This is a genomic window from Terrabacter koreensis (genome assembly GCF_054783315.1).
Map to the genome: position 1 here is coordinate 298,239 of NZ_BAAGQU010000005.1, position 18,835 is coordinate 317,073.

Consider the following 18,835-nt stretch of genomic DNA (forward strand, 5'->3'; position numbering starts at 1 on the left):
GGCTAGCGTGCCGTCATGGACATGAAGCTCGAGCTGGTGGCCGTCCCCGTGACCGATGTCGACCGGGCCAAGGAGTTCTACGTCGACCGGGTGGGTTTCAACGCCGACCACGACTACACCGTGAGTGACGAGGTCCGTTTCGTGCAGCTGACGCCCCCGGGCTCGGCCTGCTCGATCGCCATCGGCAAGGGCCTGACCCAGATGGTCCCCGGTGGCCTGGACAACCTCCAGATGGTCGTCGCCGACGTCGACGCGCTGCGCGCCGAGCTCGTCGGCCGCGGTGTCGAGGCGTCCGAGGTCGACGAGCAGGCGTGGGGGCGCTTCGTCTACTTCTCCGACCCCGACGGCAACCGCTGGTCGCTGCAGCAGCTCCCGGCCTGGTCGGCCGGGGCCGGTGGCGACGGGGTCAACCCGCAGGACTGACGTCGACCGGCCGCAGCACGGCAACCGGGATGATGCGGCCCGCCTTCGCCTCGTACTTCGCGACACCCGGGACGGCTGCCAGCACGACCTCCCGCCAGACGCGGTCGCGCTCGGTGCCGGCCAGTACGTGTGGCACGACCTCGACCGGGGTCGTGCCGATCTCGACGCGTGCACGCGAGGCGCGGCGCAGGTTGCGGAACCAGTCCGGCTCGGTGGGTGAGCCGCTCCCGGTGCCCCAGACGAGGAACCCGCCTTCGTACTCGAGGAAGCGCACCATGACCGACCGGGGGAGGCCGGTGCGTCGACCGGGGGCGCAGAGCATCAGCACCTTCTGGTCGCCGAAGGCGTCGAGCCGCCCCTTGAGGGCTCGATGAAGGAACAGCCCGATCGCGTTTCCGTTCCGGGTCATCTGATGCTTGAAGGTCGCCACCGAACCCTCCTCCGGATGACTCCAGAATCCCGCTTCCCGTTCGACGGCGTCAACGCGCGCGGGCGGGCGAAGGCGGCAGACGCGCGGTGTCGGCGCCGCGGCATACGGTCGGGTCATGCTCACCGCCGTCGCCGTCTCGGGCTACCGGTCGCTGCGCGACGTCGTCGTGCCGCTCCACGGGCTCGACGTCGTCACCGGCGCCAACGGCAGCGGCAAGTCGAGCCTCTACCGCTCCCTCCGGCTGCTCGCCGGCTGTGGTCGGGGCGACGTCATCGGCACGCTCGCGCGCGAGGGCGGGCTCCAGTCGGCGCTCTGGGCCGGGCCCGCGACCCTCGGTGGTGCACGCGACCGGGGCCATGCCGTCCAGGGCACACGGCGCAAGGGGCCGGTCAGCCTGCAGCTGGGATTCGCGTCCGACGACTTCGGCTACCTCGTCGACCTCGGCCTGCCGCAACAGGCCTCCGGGGTGGACGCCGGGTCGGCCTCCGCGTTCCTGCGAGACCCCGAGATCAAGCGCGAGGTCGTGTGGTCCGGGCCGGTCATGCGTCCCGGTTCGGTGCTCGTGCGTCGCCGGTGGGGCGTCGTCGAGACCCGCGCGACCTCCGGCAGCGACGACGACTGGGACGCCGGCTGGGGCGGCAGCGAGGGTGAGGACGAGTCCGAGTGGGAGTCCGACCCCGTGGAGGCGCCCGGCTCACGCACCGGGTCGGGCGCCGCCTACCGTGACCCCGCGCCCTCCGGCGGGCCGGACGCCCGGTCCGCCGGTGGCAGCCGACGCGGTCGGCCGGGCTGGACCGAGCTGACCCGGTCGCTGCGGCCGTGGGAGAGCATGCTCACCGAGCTCGCCGACCCCGAGCGGGCTCCAGAGCTGCTGCGCGTGCGCCGGATGATGCGCGGCTGGCGCTTCTACGACGGCTTCCGGGCCGACGCCGGCGCGCCGGCCCGTACGCCGCAGGTCGGCACCCGCACACCGGTGCTCGCCGACGACGGCCGCGACCTCGCCGCGGCGCTCCAGACCATCCGCGAGCAGGGCGACCGCGCGCTCGACCACGCCGTCGCCGACGCCTTCGACGGGGCGATCCTCGACGTCACCGTCGAGGGCGGCCGCTTCGACGTGGCGCTGCACCAGCCGGGCATGCTGCGACCGCTGTCGGGCGCCGAGCTCTCCGACGGCACCCTGCGCTACCTGCTGCTCGTCGCGGCGCTGCTCACCCCCGACCCGCCGCCGCTCATGGTGCTCAACGAGCCCGAGACCTCGCTCCATCCGCAGCTGCTGCCGCCCCTCGCGCGCCTCATCCGCGCGGCCGCCGAGCGCAGCCAGGTCATGGTCGTCTCCCACTCCCGGGCCCTCATCGACGAGCTCGGCGTCGTCGACCTCGACGACGACGCCGACCAGGACGAGGACGAGGACGACACCCGCGTCGGTCTCGGCTCACCGGCCCGGGGCATCACCCTGGCCAAGGACCTCGGTGAGACTTTCGTGCAGGGCCAGGGTCTGCTCACGACGCCCGCCTGGTCGTGGGGCACCCGCCGCTGACCGCACCCGACGCCCGCACCCGACGCGACGGCATACCTGCTCGGGAACGTCCACGACGGTCGCCTAGCCGTCCCGCATTGTGAGATTCGCAGGGCTCTCCGGTAAGTTCCGGGTCGAGGACCAAGCACGTGTCCGTCGTCACGAACGGCGGCTCTGCGCCCCCCAGAAGCCGACAGCGGGTGACCCCCGTATGCGGGCCGAACGAGTAGGCCGGTCTCACCGGCAAAGGAGCCCCACGTGAGCGACAAGGTTGTCGCCGAGCTGCACGAGCCGACCCCCGCGGTCGGCGACGGTGGCCCGGACATGATCCAGTTGCTGACCCCCGAAGGTCAGCGCGTGTCCCACCCCGACTACGACAAGTACGTCGCGGACCTGACACCCGAGGACCTGCGGAGCTTCTACCGCGACCTCGTCCTGATCCGTCGTCTCGACGCCGAGGGCTACGCGCTCCAGCGTCAGGGCGAGCTCGGCCTGTGGCCCAGCCTGCTCGGCCAGGAGGCCGCCCAGGTCGGCTCCGGCCGCGCGCTCAAGCCGCACGACTTCGTCTTCCCGACCTACCGCGAGCACGGCGTCGGTTTCGTGCGCGGCATGGACCCGCAGAGCTCGCTGCAGCTCTTCCGCGGCGTCAGCCAGGGCGGCTGGGACCCGCAGGAGAACAACTTCCACCTCTACACGATCGTCATCGGCGCGCAGGCGCTGCACGCCACCGGCTACGCCATGGGTGTGCGCATGGACGGCAACGTCGGCACCGGCGACCCCGACCGCGACACCGCCGTCATCTGCTATTTCGGTGACGGCGCCAGCTCGCAGGGTGACGTCAACGAGGCGTTCGTCTACGCGGCGAGCTTCGATGCCCCGGTCGTCTTCTTCTGCCAGAACAACCAGTGGGCCATCTCCGAGCCCGTCGAGAAGCAGACCCGCATCCCGCTCTTCCAGCGCGCCCGCGGCTTCGGCTTCCCGGGCGTGCGCGTCGACGGCAACGACATCCTCGCCACGTATGCCGTGACGCAGCACTGTCTCGACGAGGCCCGCAACGGCAACGGCCCCCTGCTCATCGAGGCCTACACCTACCGCATGGGTGCGCACACCACGGCCGACGACCCGACGAAGTACCGCGTCTCGGCCGAGGTCGAGGAGTGGAAGTTCCGCGACCCGATCCTGCGCCTCAAGACCCTCCTCGCCCACGAGGGCATGGCCGACGAGGAGTTCTTCGCCGGCGTCGACGAGGAGGCCGACCGCTTCGCCGCGGAGCTGCGCGACGGCTGCGTCAACATGGAGACGATGGCCGGCGAGACGATGTGGGACCACATCTACGCCGAGGACCACCCCGTCATGGAGGCGGAGCGTTCCGCCTACCTTGCCTACAAGGCGAGCTTCGAGGAGGCGAACTGATGGCGCTCGAGAAGGTCACCCTCGGCAAGAGCATCACCAACGGCCTGCGCAAGGCCATGGAGGCCGACCCCAAGGTCGTGCTCATCGGTGAGGACATCGGCAAGCTCGGCGGCGTCTTCCGCATCACGGAGGGCCTGCAGAAGGACTTCGGCGAGGAGCGCGTCATCGACTCGCCGCTCGCCGAGTCGGGCATCGTCGGCACCGCGGTCGGCATGGCGCTGCGCGGCTACCGGCCCGTCTGCGAGATCCAGTTCGACGGCTTCGTCTACCCGGCGTTCGACCAGATCGTCAGCCAGGTCGCGAAGATGCGGGCCCGCTCGCTCGGCGCGATCAAGATGCCGATGGTCATCCGCATCCCGTTCGGCGGCGGCATCGGCAGCCCGGAGCACCACTCCGAGAGCCCCGAGGCGTACTTCGCGCACACCGCCGGCCTTCGCGTCGTCGCGTGCAGCAACCCCGAGGACGCGCACTGGATGATCCAGCAGGCCATCGAGTGCGACGACCCGGTGATGTTCTTCGAGCCGAAGCGGCGCTACCACGACCGCGCCGAGTACGACACGGCAGCGACGTCAGCGCCCCGCAGCCTCTTCGAGGCTGCCGTGCTGCGCGAGGGCACCGACGTGACGCTCCTCGGCTACGGCCCCGTCGTCAAGACGATGATGGAGTCCGCCGCGGCCGCCGAGGCGGAGGGTACGAGCATCGAGGTCATCGACGTGCGCTCGCTGTCGCCGCTGCCGATCGACACCATCGTGGCGTCGGTGCGCAAGACGGGCCGTCTCGTCATCGTGCACGAGGCGAGCAGCTTCCTCGGCATGGCGTCGGAGATCTCCGCCCAGGTGACCGAGCAGTGCTTCTACGAGCTCGAGGCACCGGTCATCCGCGTCAACGGTGCGAACATCCCCTACCCGCCGAGCCGGATGGAGGAGGAGTTCCTCCCCGACCTCGACCGCATCCTCGACGGCGTCGACCGCGCGCTCGCGTACTGAGAAGGGCTGCGACACATGGCAATCAAGACGTTCAACCTGCCCGACCCCGGCGAGGGCCTCGTCGAGGCCGAGATCGTCGAGTGGAAGGTCGCGCCCGGCGACTCCGTCAAGGTCAACGACATGGTGCTCGAGATCGAGACGGCCAAGTCGCTCGTCGAGCTGCCCATCCCGTGGGCGGGCACCGTCAAGGAGCTGCTCGTCGAGGTCGGCCAGACCATCGACGTCGGCACACCGATCATCTCGATCGACGACGGCAAGGGTGGCGATGAGACCCCGGCCGCACCCGCCGCAGACAAGGCCGACGGTGCGTCGGGTGGTGCCGGCGAGGCGATCCTCGTCGGCTACGGCGCCAAGGCGGGCGCGACCGCGCGTCGCCCGCGCAAGGCCGCCGCCCCGTCCGGGTCCGCTTCCGCGCCCGTGGCATCCGCCGCCGTGGCCTCGGCCCCGACCGAGACCGAGCAGGTCGCCGCGGCCGCACCGGTCGCCGAGCATGTCGCCCCGGCGCCGCGCACCGAGTCCCCGGCCCCCGCGGTCGCCGAGCCCGTCTCTCGCGAGGGCCGCCCGAAGGCGAAGCCCCCGGTGCGCAAGCTCGCCAAGGACCTCGGGGTCGACCTCTGGTCCGTCCAGGGGTCCGGCACTGACGGCATCATCACCCGTGACGACGTGCACGCCTTCGTGTCCGGCTCGGGTTCCGCTGCGGCGCAGGCCGTCTCGGCCCCGGCCGCAGCCGGCGTCAACGGTGCGGCGGCACCGGGCGGCACGGCATACGCCCCCTTCGGCTCGGGCCCGCGCGAGGAGCGCACCCCGATCAAGGGCGTGCGCAAGATGACCGCGCAGGCGATGGTCGGCTCGGCGTTCACCGCCCCGCACGTCACCGAGTGGATCACGATCGACGTCACGAAGACGATGGAGCTCGTCGACCGCCTCAAGGGCAGCCGCGAGTTCAAGGACGTCAAGGTCACGCCGCTGCTCGTGCTCGCCAAGGCGCTCGTCCTCGCGGTGAAGCGCAACCCGGGCATGAACGCGACGTGGGACGAGGCCGCCCAGGAGATCGTCCAGAAGAACTACGTCAACCTCGGCATCGCCGCGGCGACCCCGCGGGGCCTGATCGTCCCGAACATCAAGGACGCCCACGGCATGTCGATGCTCGAGCTGGCGCAGGCCATCGGCGCGCTCACGGCGACGGCCCGCGAGGGTCGCACCCAGCCGGCCGAGATGTCGGGCGGCACGATGACGATCACCAACGTCGGCGTCTTCGGCGTCGACAGCGGCACGCCGATCATCAACCCGGGCGAGTCGGCCATCGTCTGCTTCGGCGCCATCCGCAAGCAGCCGTGGGTCGTCACCGACGCCGACGGCAACGACGAGATCGCGATCCGCCACGTCACGCAGCTGGCGGTCAGCTTCGACCACCGCCTCATCGACGGCGAGCTCGGGTCGAGGTTCCTCAGCGACCTCGCGGCGATCCTGGCCGACCCCGCCCAGGCCCTCGTCTGGGGCTGACCGCCGAGCCCCACCCCCCGCACCAACCGAACGCCGCGTTCAGTCTCGGACTCAGTGTTCCAACACGCAGCTCGAGACCGAACGCGGCGTTCGCGCGTTGTGGGGGACGGCAGGGGAGGCAGGGGGTCAGCCTCCCGCGACGCGCTTCAGGACGACGTCCATGAGGCGGTCTGGGAGCAGGCGTCGCGCCGCGAGGATCGTGCGGGCACCACGCCCGGCCGGGTAGCGCGCCGCCGGGTTCGCCGCCTCGAGCGCGACGAGCACCTTCTCGGCGACCGCGTCCGGACTCGAGATGCGCCTCGGGTCGTAGGTGTGCTCGTAGGCTGCGGCCATCCGCATCGCCGCCTTCTCGTAGTCCGTGCCACGCGACCAGGCGAGCATGCTCTCGCGGGCGATGCCGTCCCACTCCGAGACGATCGGGCCGGGCTGGATGAGCACGACGTCGATGCCGAACGGTGCGAGCTCGAGGCGCAGGCTGTCGCTGAACCCCTCGACCGCGAACTTCGTCGCGTGGTACCAGGCGCCGAGCGGCTCGTAGATGCGTCCGCCGATGCTCGAGATGTTGACGATGGTCCCCGACCGCTGCCGCCGCAGCTGCGGGATGAGGAGCTGCGTGAGGCGGGCCAGCCCGAAGACGTTGACCTCGAACTGCCGGCGCGCCTCCTCGAGCGGGACGGTCTCGACGGGGCCGTAGGAGCCGTAGCCCGCGTTGTTGACGAGGGCGTCGATGCGGCCCTGCTCGTCGATGACGCGGCGCACGCCAGCCGCCATCGAGCCGTCGTCGGTGACGTCCATGGCGAAGGTCGTGACGCCGCGCGACGCCAGGCCGGCCATCCGGTCGACGCGCCGCGCGACGGCATACACGGTCCACCCCGCCTCGACGAGGTGGACCGCGATGGACTCGCCGATGCCGGCGGAGGCGCCCGTCACGAGGGCGACCTTCTTCGTCCCGTCAGTCATGCCGCCACCGTATGCGGCCCGGTGGCGTCAGCGGGCGGCGACTGCCTCCTGCTCGGCGACGCGGGCGTTCTGCCGGTCGACGAGGTAGGCGGCGCCGAGGTCGTCGCCGACGGACGACAGCATCCGGATGTCGACGGCCTCGTGCCGCTCGGCGACGGTCGGCTCGACCGTCGTCATCACCGTGCGGGCGTCACGCTCTGCCACGGCGGTCGCGAGCTCGCGCTTGAGAGCGTCGTCGAGCACGCCGCCCAGCGCCTTGGCACGGGCCCCGACCTCGACGGCGAAGCGCTCGGTCTCGGCCGCGAGGGCGAGGTCCTCGGTGGTGAGCATCCGGGCCGTGCGGTGGAGCAGTGCCGCGCCGGCGTCGAGGTCGCCGTCGCCGAGCCGGGTCACGGCCCGCGTCAGCAGCGGACGGTCGCCGCGCAGCGCCGAGTCGGCGAGCAGGCCCAGACGCAGTCCGAGCAGACGCTCGTGCGTACGCGTGTTGCCGGCCTCGCGGCCGAGCGGCACCTTGAGCTCGTCGTCGGGGGCCGACTGCGACAGGGTGTCGAGCATCTCGATGCCGGCCTCGTCGGGCGTGTGCACGGTGTCGCGCAGCGGCAGCTCCTTGATGAAGAGCGCGGCGAGCAGCGCGAGGGCGAAGGGCACGAGTCCCCAGACGAAGACCGTGTGGAGCGAGTCGGCGAGACCCTGCTGGACGCCGGTGGCGACCTGGGGCGGCAGCTTCGCGAGAGCGGACGGGTCGAGCACCGAGCCGGCGCTGACCTGCTGTCCGGACGCCTGCATCTGCTGCACGACCGAGGCCGGCAGGTGCGAGGCGATGTTGCCGGCGAGGCCGCTCGTCATGATCGTGCCGAAGACCGCGGTGCCGACGGTCGAGCCGACGTTGCGGAAGAACTGCGTCGACGCGGTGGCGACACCGAGGTCCTTGCGCTGCGCGGAGTTCTGGATGATCAGGGTGAAGACCTGCAGGGCCATGCCGAGGCCGACACCGAAGACGATCATCGAGAGCGTCAGCTCGGTCTGGCTCGAGCCGTAGTGCAGCTGGGTCAGCAGCCAGAAGCCGACGCCCATGATGAGGATGCCCGCGATGGTCTGCAGCTTGTAGCGGCCGGTCTTCGTGATGACCAGACCCGACACGATCGAGAGGCCGATCATGGCGACCGACATCGGCATGAGGATGAGGCCCGAGTTGGTCGCCGAGGCGCCGAGCACGCCCTGCGCGTAGACGGGCAGGTAGATCATCGCGCCGAACATCATGACCGAGACCATGAACGCCGCGATGTTGGAGAGCGTGAAGAGCGGGCTCCTGAAGAGGCGCAGCGGCAGCACCGGCTCGACGGTCCGGCGCTCGATCGCGATGAAGGCGCCGAGCGCGACGACGCCCGCGGCATACATGCCGATGATGGCGGGGGAGCCCCAGGCGAGCGTCGTGCCACCGAGCGAGGTGGGCACGAGCAGGAGGATCAGGGTCAGCGACAGGACGCCGATGCCTGCCTTGTCGACGACGGACTCGCGGGGCGTGTGCTCGAGGTGCAGGAAGCGGCTGATGCCGAAGAAGGCGAAGACGCCGACGGGCAGCGTGATGAAGAAGAGGTAGCGCCAGCCCCAGTTGTCGGTGACGAAGCCACCGACGAGCGGGCCGAGGATCGAGGCGAGTCCGAAGACGCCGCCCATGAGGCCCTGGTACTTGCCCCGCTGACGCGGCGGGATGATGTCGCCGATGATCGTCTGCGAGAGCGGCATGAGCGTGCCCATGCCGGCGCCCTGAATGGCGCGGGCAGCGATGAGCCACCAGAAGTTCTGGGCGAAGCCGGAGAGGATCGAGCCGGCCATGAAGACGACGAGGCCGCCGAGGTAGAAGCCGCGGCGACCGTAGAGGTCGCTCATCTTGCCGACGATCGGCACCGTGATTGCGCTGACGAGCATCGCGGCCGTCGCGAGCCACGAGTAGTGGTCGATGCCGCCGAGCTCGGCGACGATGCGCGGCATGGCCGGCCCGACGATGGTCTGGCTGATCGACGCCACGAGCATGCCGAGCATGAGCGCGATGAAGATGTTGCGGGTCGAGCGGTCGAGGCCGGCGGCCTTGGCGGGGCCGGCGGCGGCGGTCGCGGAGGTCGTGTCTACCCCCTGGGTCGTCTGTGGCATGCCGACCACGGTACGCCGATTGTGCAGTCACTGCAAAATTGCAGTCCATGCAGTGAACGTGACACCATGAGGACATGAGCACGACCACGCCGACCGACGACGGCTGCGGCCTGCGCGAGCGCAAGAAGCGCGAGACCCGGCGCGCCATCAACCTCGCCGCGCTCGACCTCGTCGAGGAGAAGGGCTTCGCGTCGGTCACCACCGACGAGATCGCCACCCGCGCCGGGGTCAGCGCCCGCACCTTCTTCAACTACTTCCCCTCGAAGGAAGCCGCCGTCATCGGCACCACTCCCGAGGAGCTGGAGGCGTATGCCGCCTCGCTCGAGCAGGCGACGCCGGGCGAGTCCCCGGTCGACTCCCTCCGCCGCATCATCGCCGAGATGCTCGCGCCCGGCACCATCGACAAGCAGCTGCGGGCCAAGCGCCGCCGCATCCTGCTCGGAGAGCCGTCGCTCGCGCCGGCGCTCGTCGGCAACAACATCCGCATCGAGAACGCCCTCACGGCTGCCCTCGAGCGACGCCTCGGCGTCGCACCGGGCGCTTCGCTCGAGCCGCGGCTCACGGTCGCCGTCGCGCTCGCCGCCGTGCGCGCGTGCATCGAGCACCAGCAGCAGGGTGGGTCAGGCCGCCTCGAGCGCAACATCGACCAGGCGTTCGACAGCATCGCTGCCGGTCTGCGCTGAGCTCCCTCAGAGCGCGTCGCGCTCGAGGTCGTCGGCGTCGCCAGACGGGCGACCCCACGGCCGCGTCAACTGACGCAGGCGCGGGCGCCGTCGCGTCATGTCGAGGAACTCGCCGACCCGCAGTCCCGCCTCGAGCGGGTGCCTGAACCGCACGTCTCGACGCACCATGTAACGGTTGCGGCGCCCCTCCTTGTGCCGCGTGATCACCTGGGCGCCCTCGAGATCGGCGATGATCTGCTGCACCGCGCGCTCGGTGATGCCGATGCTGGCCGCCATGTCCTTGAGCCGCATGTCCGGGTCGTCGGCGAGGCAGACCAGCACGTGTCCGTGGTTGGAGAGGAAGGTCCATCCTTTCCTTCTCATACTTCGAGGCTAGAGCGCCTGTCAGCGGGATCGGGCCAAACACGAAGAGGGCTTCGTCACATGCCCGAGGGAGTATGCCGTCTTTGCCTGCTGGCGTCCGACGAGAGTGTCGCGAATGTCCGTTTGTGCAGGTCAGAGGCCTATTGAGAATGGCCGAAACGCAATTCGTCATTTCTCTATCGCGCAAAAGATGTCTGCTTTTCGATTCCTTGTTTCCCTGACCTCGGGGCTTTCTCGGGTGCTTAGTTTCTAGGAAGGGCACTCAATTTGGGGGGTGCTCCATCGAAGGCAGGTGGGGGTAGATGTCACGCAGCAGTTCCACACGATGGTTCACGGCCGCGGTGGCCGGCGTCGCTACGGCGCTGGCCCTCGGCTTACAGGCGGGGGTCGTGCCTGCGACGGTCGCCACGGCCTTGCCGGCCGGTCCCACGGACGAGAGCAAGGTCCCGCACTACTTCGGGCCCTGGCCCAACTGGGCCAACAGCCCGCTCACCCTCTCGAAGGCCCAGGTGACCATCACCGGCGCCGGCGCGGGGGCAGCGGCGGTCGCGCAGGTCGATCCAGCGACAGGCGGCATCAAGAGCATCGATGTCACCTCACCCGGGCATGACTACGACGCCACCACCACGGTGACCGTCACCGGCGGCACCACGGACGCAACGGCGACCGCGGCCGTCAGCACCTCTGGCGTCGTGGTCGGCTTCACCAACGTCGTCGGCGGCGCCGGTTACACCGCTTTCAGCGTCGTGCTGTCAGGCGGCGGAGGCAGCAGTGCCACGGCCATCGGCTCCGGTGGGGTGGACGCCGTCATCATCAGCGACGGCGGCAGCGGATACACCATGCCGACGGTCGACTTCGATCTCCCGGACAGCCCGGACGGCACTGTTGCCAAGGGCCACGTGCCGATGATCGCCAACGGCGACCCCGTCGACGGCATGGACGCCAACGGCACCGTCACCCAGGTCATCGTCGACGACCCGGGCTCCGGCTACACGACGGCCCCGGCTGTCGCCATTCACAACGGCACCCAGTTCGACCCCATCAACTTCCCTGCCGGTGGTGGACCGGCCACTGTCAGTGCGACCTTGGAGCTGTCGGCGGTCAACGTCGACGCCTTGGGCAGCGGCTACACGAGCGCGCCGTCGGTGGCGATCACCGACCCGAGCGGCGCGGGTACCGGCGCGAGCGCGACGGCGCTGAGTGACGCGGGGGCGATCACAGGCATCACGGTCGACCCAGCGAACCCGGGCGCCGGCTTCCTGACGCAGGGCATGAAGAAGTTCGTCGACAAGCTACCTGGGACGTGCACCCCGCCGGCGTGCCCGACGGACGGCTCGAAGTTCATCCCGAACGCGGTGCCGGTCGAGAAGGACTACAACGGCGTGAAGGCCGACGAATACGTCATCGGCCTGGTCCAGTACCGCACGAATTTCTCCTCCGACCTGCCCGGGTCGGGCACCCTCGTGCGCGGCTACGTCCAGCTCTGGACACCCGACCTGGCCGCCAAGGGAATCGCCGCCGGCGTGCCACTCGCCAACGCGATGATGACCGGCCCTGACGTGCCCGTCGCCAGCGGCTACACCGGGGTCACCGCGCCTCAGTATCTCGGGCCCTTCATCGGTGCCACCAAGGACAAGCCGGTCCGGATCGTCTTCCGCAACCTGCTGCCCACCGGGACCGCGGGTGACCTGTTCCTGCCCACCGACAGCACCATGATGGGTTCCGGCATGGGCCCCATGGGCATGGCCGCTCCTGCCGACCAGTCCTCCGTGATGGACGGTGTGCGCAACCCGGCCTGCACCGAGTCGCCCAAGTCGGACATGTGCTTCAAGGACAACCGGGCCACCCTGCACCTGCACGGTGGCGTCACGCCGTGGATCAGTGACGGCACGCCGCACCAGTGGATCACCCCCGCGGGTGAGAGCACCGCGTGGCCGCAGGGCGTCAGCGTCCAGAACGTGCCGGACATGAAGGTGGACCCGGCGGACCCCGCCAGCGCCACCACCTGTGAGGCCAACAATGACGGCTGCTCCACGTTCTTCTACAGCAACCAGCAGAGCGCGCGGCTGATGTTCTACCACGACCACTCGTGGGGCATCACGCGACTCAACGTCTATGCCGGCGAAGCCGCTGGCTACGCCATCACCGACGACACGGAGAAGAAGCTCATCGCCGACGGCGTCATCCCGGCCGCTGCCGAGACGATTCCGCTGATCGTCCAGGACAAGACCTTCGTCCCCGGCGCCGAGCAGCTCTACGACACGAAGTCCGGGACCGAGACGACCCGCTACGGGCAGGACCCGACGTGGGACGCCCAGCGCTGGGGTGGTCCGGGCAGCCTCTGGTACCACCACGTCTACATGCCGGCCCAGAACCCGGGTGACCCGTCGGGCATGAGCGCCTACGGGCGGTGGATGTACGGGCCGTGGTTCTGGCCCCCGGCGTCCAACACGACGCACGGGACCATCGCCAACCCGTACTACGACCCGAACTGCAAGCTGGACGTGCCATCGACCTGGAAGTACCAGACCGACCCGTTCTGTGAGCCCGAGCAGATCCCGGGCACGCCGAACATCTCGGCCGGCATGGAGCAGTTCAACGACACGCCCGTCGTCAACGGCGTCGCCTACCCCAAGGTGACGTTGGAGCCGAAGGCCTACCGCTTGCGGTTGCTCAACGCCGCGAACGACAGGTTCTTCAACTTCCAGTGGTACACGGCTGACACGGACCCGGCCAACGGTGGTGCTCTGGGGACCGAGGTCGCGCTGAAGCCGGCGGAGCTTGCCGCAGCCCAGACCGACCCGAACGTCTCGCCGACTCCCGTGGGCGCGAACAACAATGCGGCCGGACCCGACTGGGTGCAGATCGGAACCGAGGGCGGCTTCCTGCCGGCCCCGACCGTGGTGGACGGCCAGCAGCCGACCACGTGGATCACCGACCCGACCCGGTTCGACGTCGGCAACGTCGACAAGCACTCGCTGCTGCTGGCGCCTGCCGAGCGGGCCGACACCATCGTCGACTTCTCGAAGTTCGCGGGGAAGACACTGATCCTCTACAACGACGCTCCAGCAGCCTTCCCGGCTCGCGTGCCGTCGTACGACTACTACACCGGTGGCCCTGACCTGAGCCCGACCGGCGCACCCACCGTGCTGCCCGGCTACGGACCGAACACCCGCACGGTCATGCAGGTGACGATCGGGGCGGCCACTCCTGCGCCGGCCTTCAACCTGACGAAGCTGCAGGCAGCCTTCCGGCACAACACTGCCGGCACAGGTGTCTTCGAGTCCGGCCAGAACCCCGTCATCGTCGGCCAGGCGGCGTACAACAGCGCGTACGGGTCGAGCTTCGCCGCGAGCAGCAACTGCAACGCGCCGAACAGCACTGTGACGCGGTGCGACGGTCTGGTGCGCGTCAACGACACCACGACGTTCGGCTTCAACACCCTGAAGGCGCCGAACGCCAAGATGTCCATGCAACTGGGGCCGAAGGCCCTGCACGACGAGATGAACTCGACGACGTTCGACGAGTTCGGCCGCATGCAGGCCACCATGGGCATCGAGGCGCAACCCCCGTCGCCCGGTCTGCAGAACGTGACGCTCTACCCGTACATCAACCCGGCGACGGAGCTGATCGACGGCACCAACCTCCCCAAGGCCGACGTCAAGCTGGACGCCGGAGGCCTGCCGGCAGGCGACGTGAAGGTGTCACCGATCAGCACGGCTGCGGACGGCACGCAGATCTGGCGCTTCACGCACAACGGCGTGGACACCCACCCGATCCACTTCCACCTGTACGACGTGCAGATCGTGAACCGGGTGACGTGGGACAACATCATCATTCCCACGGAGCCCAGCGAGCTGGGCTGGAAGGACACCGTGCGCATGAGTCCGCTCGAGGACACGATCGTCGCGCTGCGGCCGATCATCCCGAAGGTCCCCTTCGAGGTGCCGAACGCCGTGCGGCCGCTCAACCCGATGATGCCGATAGGTGACCAGAGCGGGTTCAACAACATCGACCCGCAGGGCAACCCGACCGGTGCCATCGTCAACTCCCTCGTCAACATGGGCTGGGAGTACGTCATCCACTGCCACATCCTCAGCCACGAGGAGATGGACATGATGCGTCCGGTCAGCGTCGCCCTGCCGCCGGTCAAGGTCGGCACGATCGCCGCGTCCGTCAACGGCAACGGTGCCAACCGAAAGGTCACCCTGACCTGGACGGACAACTCGATCACGGAGACGTCCTACCTGATCCAACGCTCGACCAATGGGACCACGTGGACGACGTCCGGGACACTGCCGGTCACCCTCGCTGTGAACAACACGACGGGAAGTACGCGGACGTTCACCGACCCCAACTCGGTCGGGACAACGCCTTACCTCTACCGCGTCATCGCGCAGAACACCGTGGGATATGGGGGCGCCTACCCGAGCATGACCGTCGGGTCCACGCCCACCACTGTCGCTGTCAACGGTCCTGCTGCTCCGACCACCCTGACGGCGACCCTGCAGGCGGGCCCTGCAGTCAGTCTGACGTGGCGTGACAACGCGTCGAACGAGACCGGCTTCGTGGTCGAGAGGTCGACCAACAAGGGGCCGTTCTCACAGATCGCCACGCCGGCCGCCCGCGGCGGCACGGGAAACGTGACGTTCGTGGACAACACGGTGACGGTCGGCAACACGTACGACTACCGAGTCGCCGCGGTCAACATCGCAGGGGTGTCGGCCGTGTCCAACACGGCGTCGATCAGCGTGGACACTCCCGGAACGCCAGCCATTCTGACCGGCTCGGCTGCGCGGGTCGGCGCCAACGAGCGGGTCACGGTCACCTGGGCTGACGTGTCCAACGAGTCGAGCTACGTCGTCCAGTGGAGTGCGAACGGCTTCGTGACGATCTCGGGTCAGTCCGGATCGCTGTCGGCCGGCTCGACGACCTTCACGACGGGCAACATCCCCCGGCAGGCCTATGGCTTCAGGGTTGTTGCCGTGAACGTCCTCGGGACGTCGCCATCCCCGTCGTTCGCGGTGCCGATCGCTCCGTGACGAAGCAGGAAGGTCATTGCTAGACCGGTGAGGGTCCGCAGCCAGCGGACCCTCACCGGTCTCTCGCGCGTGTCGGTTACCGCGCTCCGGGGCGCGAGTGCCCGGCGTGCTGGACGCAGGTGCGTGCGGTCGGCCGGGCCTCGAGACGCTCCGTCCGGATCGCCGACCCGCACACCTCGCACCGCCCGTACGTGCCGGCCTCCAGCCGTGCCAGGGCTGCGTCGACCTCACCCAGGTGCTCGCGGGTCTGCTCGACGAGCGCGCCCAGCTGCGAGCGCTCGTAGGCGATGGTCGAGCCCTCCGGGTCGTGCTCGTCGTCGGCGTTGGACCCCTCGGTGGCGTCGACGACGAGGTCGTAGCCGCGTCGCAGTGCCTCGAGGCGTTCGACGGTGGTCGCGCGGTCGTCCTCGAGCCTGTCGCGCACCTCGGCCTGCTCTCCCATGAAGCCATTGTCCGGCCGGGCTCCGACATGATGGGCGCATGAGCGAGCCCACCGGAGTGGTCTTTCCCCTCGACCCGGCGTCCGGACGACGCAGCACCACCGCGACCGGCCGAGCCGTCGTGGCCGATGCGCTGCGTCGCGTCGACGCCGTCGGGGCCGCTTCGGCCGAGCGTGAGACCAACTGGCGCCAGGGCTACCTCCCGCACTTCCGGCGACTCGTGGAGGCCGGGCTCACGTCGCCCGAGGCCGCCCGCACGATCGCAGAGGACGGCCTGGCGTCCCTGCACACCCGTATGCGGTGGGCGGCCCACGACGGTGACCACCCGCTCGAGGACGCCTTCTCCGACGAGCGCAGGGCCCACACGCTCGGCTCCGAGACCATCCGGGGTGAGGGCGCCCACGACCGCACGCTCTCCGTCCCGTATGCCGGCGAGCGCCTCTCGGGGGACGCGCTGCGTCGTCGTCTGGAGGCCTGGGTCGAAGCAGGCACCGTCGAGCCCACCTGTGCCGAGGCGGTCGGTCTCGTCATCGACAACCCGGACTGGCTCGACCTGTCCGACCGCACCGTCGTCGTGCTCGGCGCCGCCGCCGAGATGGGCCCGCTGCGCTCGCTGCTGCGGTGGGGCGCCGACGTCGCGGCCGTCGACCTGCCGCGAAAAGATCTGTGGGACAGGCTGATCGGCGACACGCGTCGGTTCGCCGGATCGATCACCGTGCCCGTGCGCGACGGGAGCGAGCCGCTGAGTCATCGGGCAGGCGGCGACCTCGTCCACGACCTCGCCGCGGTCACCCGCTGGGTCGCCGGGCTGGAGGGGCGGCTCGTCATCGGCAACTACGTCTACGCCGACGGTGAGACCAACGTGCGCGTCTCGATGGCGGTCGACGCGCTGACTCGGCGGGTCGTCGCGGAGAGGGGGCGCGACGAGGTCGGCCTCGCCTTCCTCGCGACCCCCACCGACGTCTTCGCCGTGCCCGGAGCGGCCGTCGCGCACTCGGTCGACAGCTATGCCCGCCGACGGACCTCGAAGGTGCTGCGCGTCCCGCTCCGCACCATCAGCGGGGGCCGGCTGCTCCGCCGCAACTACGTGCCCGGACAGGACCCGGGCATCAACGACAGCGTGGTGCTGCAGCAGGGACCGAACTACCTGCTCGCCAAGCGGCTCCAGCGGTGGCGCGCGACGGCATACCGCGGCGAGGGAGGGCTCGTGTCGTTCAAGGTGGCACCACCCACGCGCACGCGCTCGGTCGTCAAGAACCGCGCCCTCGCGGCGGCCTACGCGGGTGCGCACCGGTTCGGCATCGAGGTCTTCGACCCCGGCACCGCCAACACGCTCATGGCCGCGCTCCTCGTGCACGACCTGCGCACCGGCTCGCCCGCCCGGCCGGCGCCGTGGCAGGACGAGGCGTATGCCGCGGCGCACGGCGGTCTGTGGACGTCGGCGTACGACCCGCGCAGCGCCCTGGGCCTCGCTGCCCTGCTCGGTCTCGCGTCGGCTCGCTGAGGCTTCGGTCTCAATCCGGTCGCGGACTTGGCCGCGACGGGTCCGAGGCTCGATGCTGTGTCCCATGGAAGAGCAGGTCGCGCAGCGACCGCGGGTGAGCGACCGGTCCCCGGAGCGTGGCCTCGGCGGCACCATCAGCGCGCCACGCACGCTCGTGCCGGCGCTGCTGGCCGCCATCGCCTACGTCGATCCGGGCAACTTCGGCGTCAACATCACGTCGGGCGCCGAGCACGGCTACGCGCTGGTGTGGGTCGTCGTCTTCGCGAGCTGCTCGGCGATGGTCATCCAGTACATCGCGGCCAAGCTCGGCATGGTCACCGGCAAGAGCCTGGCCGAGCACAGCGCCGAGCGGTTCCCGGGTGTCGGCCGCCTGCTGCTCTGGGCCCAGGCCGAGCTCGTCGTCATCATGACCGACCTCGCCGAGATCGTCGGTGGCGCCATCGCCCTCCGGCTCCTCTTCGGTATGCCGCTCATGGCCGGCGCCGTGTGCGTCACGCTCTTCAGCCTCGTCGTCCTCGCGCTCAAGGTGCGCGGCCGCAGCCACTTCGAGTCGGTCGTCCTCGTGCTGCTCACCGTCATCATCGCCTCGCTCGTGTGGCAGGTGTTCATCGCGGACGTCGACCGGGTGGAGCTCCTGCGCTCGGTGGTGCCGAGCCCGCTGGACTCGTCGGCCGCGCTGCTCGCGGTCGGCATCGTCGGCGCGACGGTCATGCCGCACGCCCTCCACTTCCACTCCGCCGCCTCCCGCGGGCACGACGACGGCACGGTCGAGGTGAGCCAGGCCGAGCGCCTGCGCGCCGGGCGCCGCACCGTGCGCAGCGTCGTCATCGCGATGACGGTTGCCGGGGTCGCCAACGTCAGCCTCGTCGTCTTCTCCGCAGCCCTGCCGTCCGAGGCTGGCGCGAGCATCGAGACCGCGTATGCCGCCCTGGGGGCGAACGCGGGCCAGGTCGCCGCGACGATGCTGGCCGTCGCGCTCCTCGCGTCGGGCCTCGCCTCGACCCTCGTCGGGGTGCAGACGGGTGACGTCGTCATGCAGGGCTTCGGTCGCCGGCCCATCGCGCCGCTGCTCCGGCGCATGGTCGCTGTCGTGCCCGCCCTCCTGATCCTCGGCATCGGCGTCGAGCCGACGAACGCGCTGGTCTGGAGCCAGGTCGTGCTGTCCTTCGCGCTGCCGGGCACGCTCGTGCCGCTGCTGCTCTTCACGCGGGACCGCCACCTCATGGGCGCCCTGGTGAACCACCGCATCACGACGGCCGCGGCCTCGGTCATCACCGCGGTCATCGTCGGCCTCTGCGCCTACCTCGTGCTCACCGGCCTCTGACGTCTCCGCGGGGCCGCGCGCCAGCCGCGACGACCGCGCGAGGGCGGGCCGGGGTGGTGTGGAAGAGTGGCGCACGAACCGCTGCGACGTCGCACGA

At 70.1% G+C, this 18,835-nt stretch carries 14 protein-coding genes; 9 read left to right on the plus strand and 5 right to left on the minus strand.

Going from position 1 to position 18,835, the window contains the following annotated elements; translation table 11 throughout:
* The first annotated feature begins 15 nt into the window (after positions 1-15).
* On the plus strand, positions 16-423 hold the full coding sequence (locus ACYVNR_RS13685; protein ID WP_045189583.1) for a glyoxalase superfamily protein: 408 nt from the start codon (positions 16-18) through the stop codon (positions 421-423).
* Here ACYVNR_RS13685 and ACYVNR_RS13690 read toward each other — a convergent pair.
* The gene (locus tag ACYVNR_RS13690) at positions 407-853 is read right to left on the minus strand and encodes a nitroreductase/quinone reductase family protein (protein ID WP_461048616.1); all 447 of its coding nucleotides are present in this window, start codon (positions 851-853) and stop codon (positions 407-409) included. The genes ACYVNR_RS13685 and ACYVNR_RS13690 overlap by 17 nt on opposite strands.
* A 115-nt stretch (positions 854-968) precedes the next feature.
* Between ACYVNR_RS13690 and ACYVNR_RS13695 the strand changes: the two genes are divergently transcribed.
* The 4 genes from ACYVNR_RS13695 to ACYVNR_RS13710 all read left to right on the plus strand — a co-directional run bounded on the left by ACYVNR_RS13695 (position 969) and on the right by ACYVNR_RS13710 (position 6,271).
* A complete protein-coding gene (locus tag ACYVNR_RS13695) occupies positions 969-2,390 on the plus strand; it encodes an AAA family ATPase (RefSeq protein ID WP_461048618.1) in 1,422 nt (473 codons plus the stop codon).
* A 237-nt stretch (positions 2,391-2,627) separates the two neighbouring features.
* A complete protein-coding gene (pdhA, locus tag ACYVNR_RS13700) occupies positions 2,628-3,782 on the plus strand; it encodes a pyruvate dehydrogenase (acetyl-transferring) E1 component subunit alpha (protein ID WP_461048620.1) in 1,155 nt (384 codons plus the stop codon).
* Positions 3,782-4,768 (plus strand): alpha-ketoacid dehydrogenase subunit beta, encoded by a 987-nt coding sequence (locus tag ACYVNR_RS13705; protein WP_461048622.1) that lies wholly within the window; start codon positions 3,782-3,784, stop codon positions 4,766-4,768. Before pdhA ends, ACYVNR_RS13705 begins: the two co-directional genes overlap by 1 nt.
* Positions 4,769-4,783: 15 nt before the next feature.
* Complete coding sequence (locus tag ACYVNR_RS13710) at positions 4,784-6,271, plus strand: dihydrolipoamide acetyltransferase family protein (protein WP_461048624.1); 1,488 nt, start codon at positions 4,784-4,786, stop codon at positions 6,269-6,271.
* 126 nt (positions 6,272-6,397) lie between these two features.
* Here the strand turns inward: ACYVNR_RS13710 and ACYVNR_RS13715 are convergent, their stop codons facing one another.
* Positions 6,398-7,231: an oxidoreductase gene (locus ACYVNR_RS13715; protein ID WP_461048626.1), complete on the minus strand. Its 834-nt coding sequence runs from the start codon at positions 7,229-7,231 to the stop codon at positions 6,398-6,400.
* A 27-nt stretch (positions 7,232-7,258) separates the two neighbouring features.
* Complete coding sequence (locus tag ACYVNR_RS13720) at positions 7,259-9,382, minus strand: MDR family MFS transporter (protein WP_461048628.1); 2,124 nt, start codon at positions 9,380-9,382, stop codon at positions 7,259-7,261.
* A gap of 74 nt (positions 9,383-9,456) precedes the next feature.
* On the opposite strand from ACYVNR_RS13720, the gene ACYVNR_RS13725 reads away from it, so the two are divergent.
* A complete protein-coding gene (locus ACYVNR_RS13725; RefSeq protein ID WP_045189571.1) occupies positions 9,457-10,065 on the plus strand; it encodes a TetR family transcriptional regulator in 609 nt (202 codons plus the stop codon).
* A gap of 6 nt (positions 10,066-10,071) precedes the next feature.
* Here the strand turns inward: ACYVNR_RS13725 and ACYVNR_RS13730 are convergent, their stop codons facing one another.
* Positions 10,072-10,428: a helix-turn-helix transcriptional regulator gene (locus tag ACYVNR_RS13730; protein ID WP_461048631.1), complete on the minus strand. Its 357-nt coding sequence runs from the start codon at positions 10,426-10,428 to the stop codon at positions 10,072-10,074.
* A gap of 302 nt (positions 10,429-10,730) precedes the next feature.
* On the opposite strand from ACYVNR_RS13730, the gene ACYVNR_RS13735 reads away from it, so the two are divergent.
* Complete coding sequence (locus tag ACYVNR_RS13735) at positions 10,731-15,470, plus strand: multicopper oxidase domain-containing protein (RefSeq protein WP_461048633.1); 4,740 nt, start codon at positions 10,731-10,733, stop codon at positions 15,468-15,470.
* Positions 15,471-15,546: 76 nt separating this feature from the next.
* On the opposite strand, the gene ACYVNR_RS13740 is transcribed toward ACYVNR_RS13735, so the two are convergent.
* Positions 15,547-15,912 (minus strand): TraR/DksA family transcriptional regulator, encoded by a 366-nt coding sequence (locus tag ACYVNR_RS13740; protein WP_461048635.1) that lies wholly within the window; start codon positions 15,910-15,912, stop codon positions 15,547-15,549.
* Positions 15,913-15,950: 38 nt separating this feature from the next.
* Between ACYVNR_RS13740 and ACYVNR_RS13745 the strand changes: the two genes are divergently transcribed.
* Complete coding sequence (locus ACYVNR_RS13745) at positions 15,951-17,414, plus strand: hypothetical protein (RefSeq protein WP_461048637.1); 1,464 nt, start codon at positions 15,951-15,953, stop codon at positions 17,412-17,414.
* A gap of 64 nt (positions 17,415-17,478) precedes the next feature.
* Positions 17,479-18,738, plus strand: coding sequence for an Nramp family divalent metal transporter (locus ACYVNR_RS13750; RefSeq protein WP_461048639.1), 1,260 nt, complete (start codon positions 17,479-17,481; stop codon positions 18,736-18,738).
* The last annotated feature ends 97 nt before the right edge of the window (positions 18,739-18,835 follow it).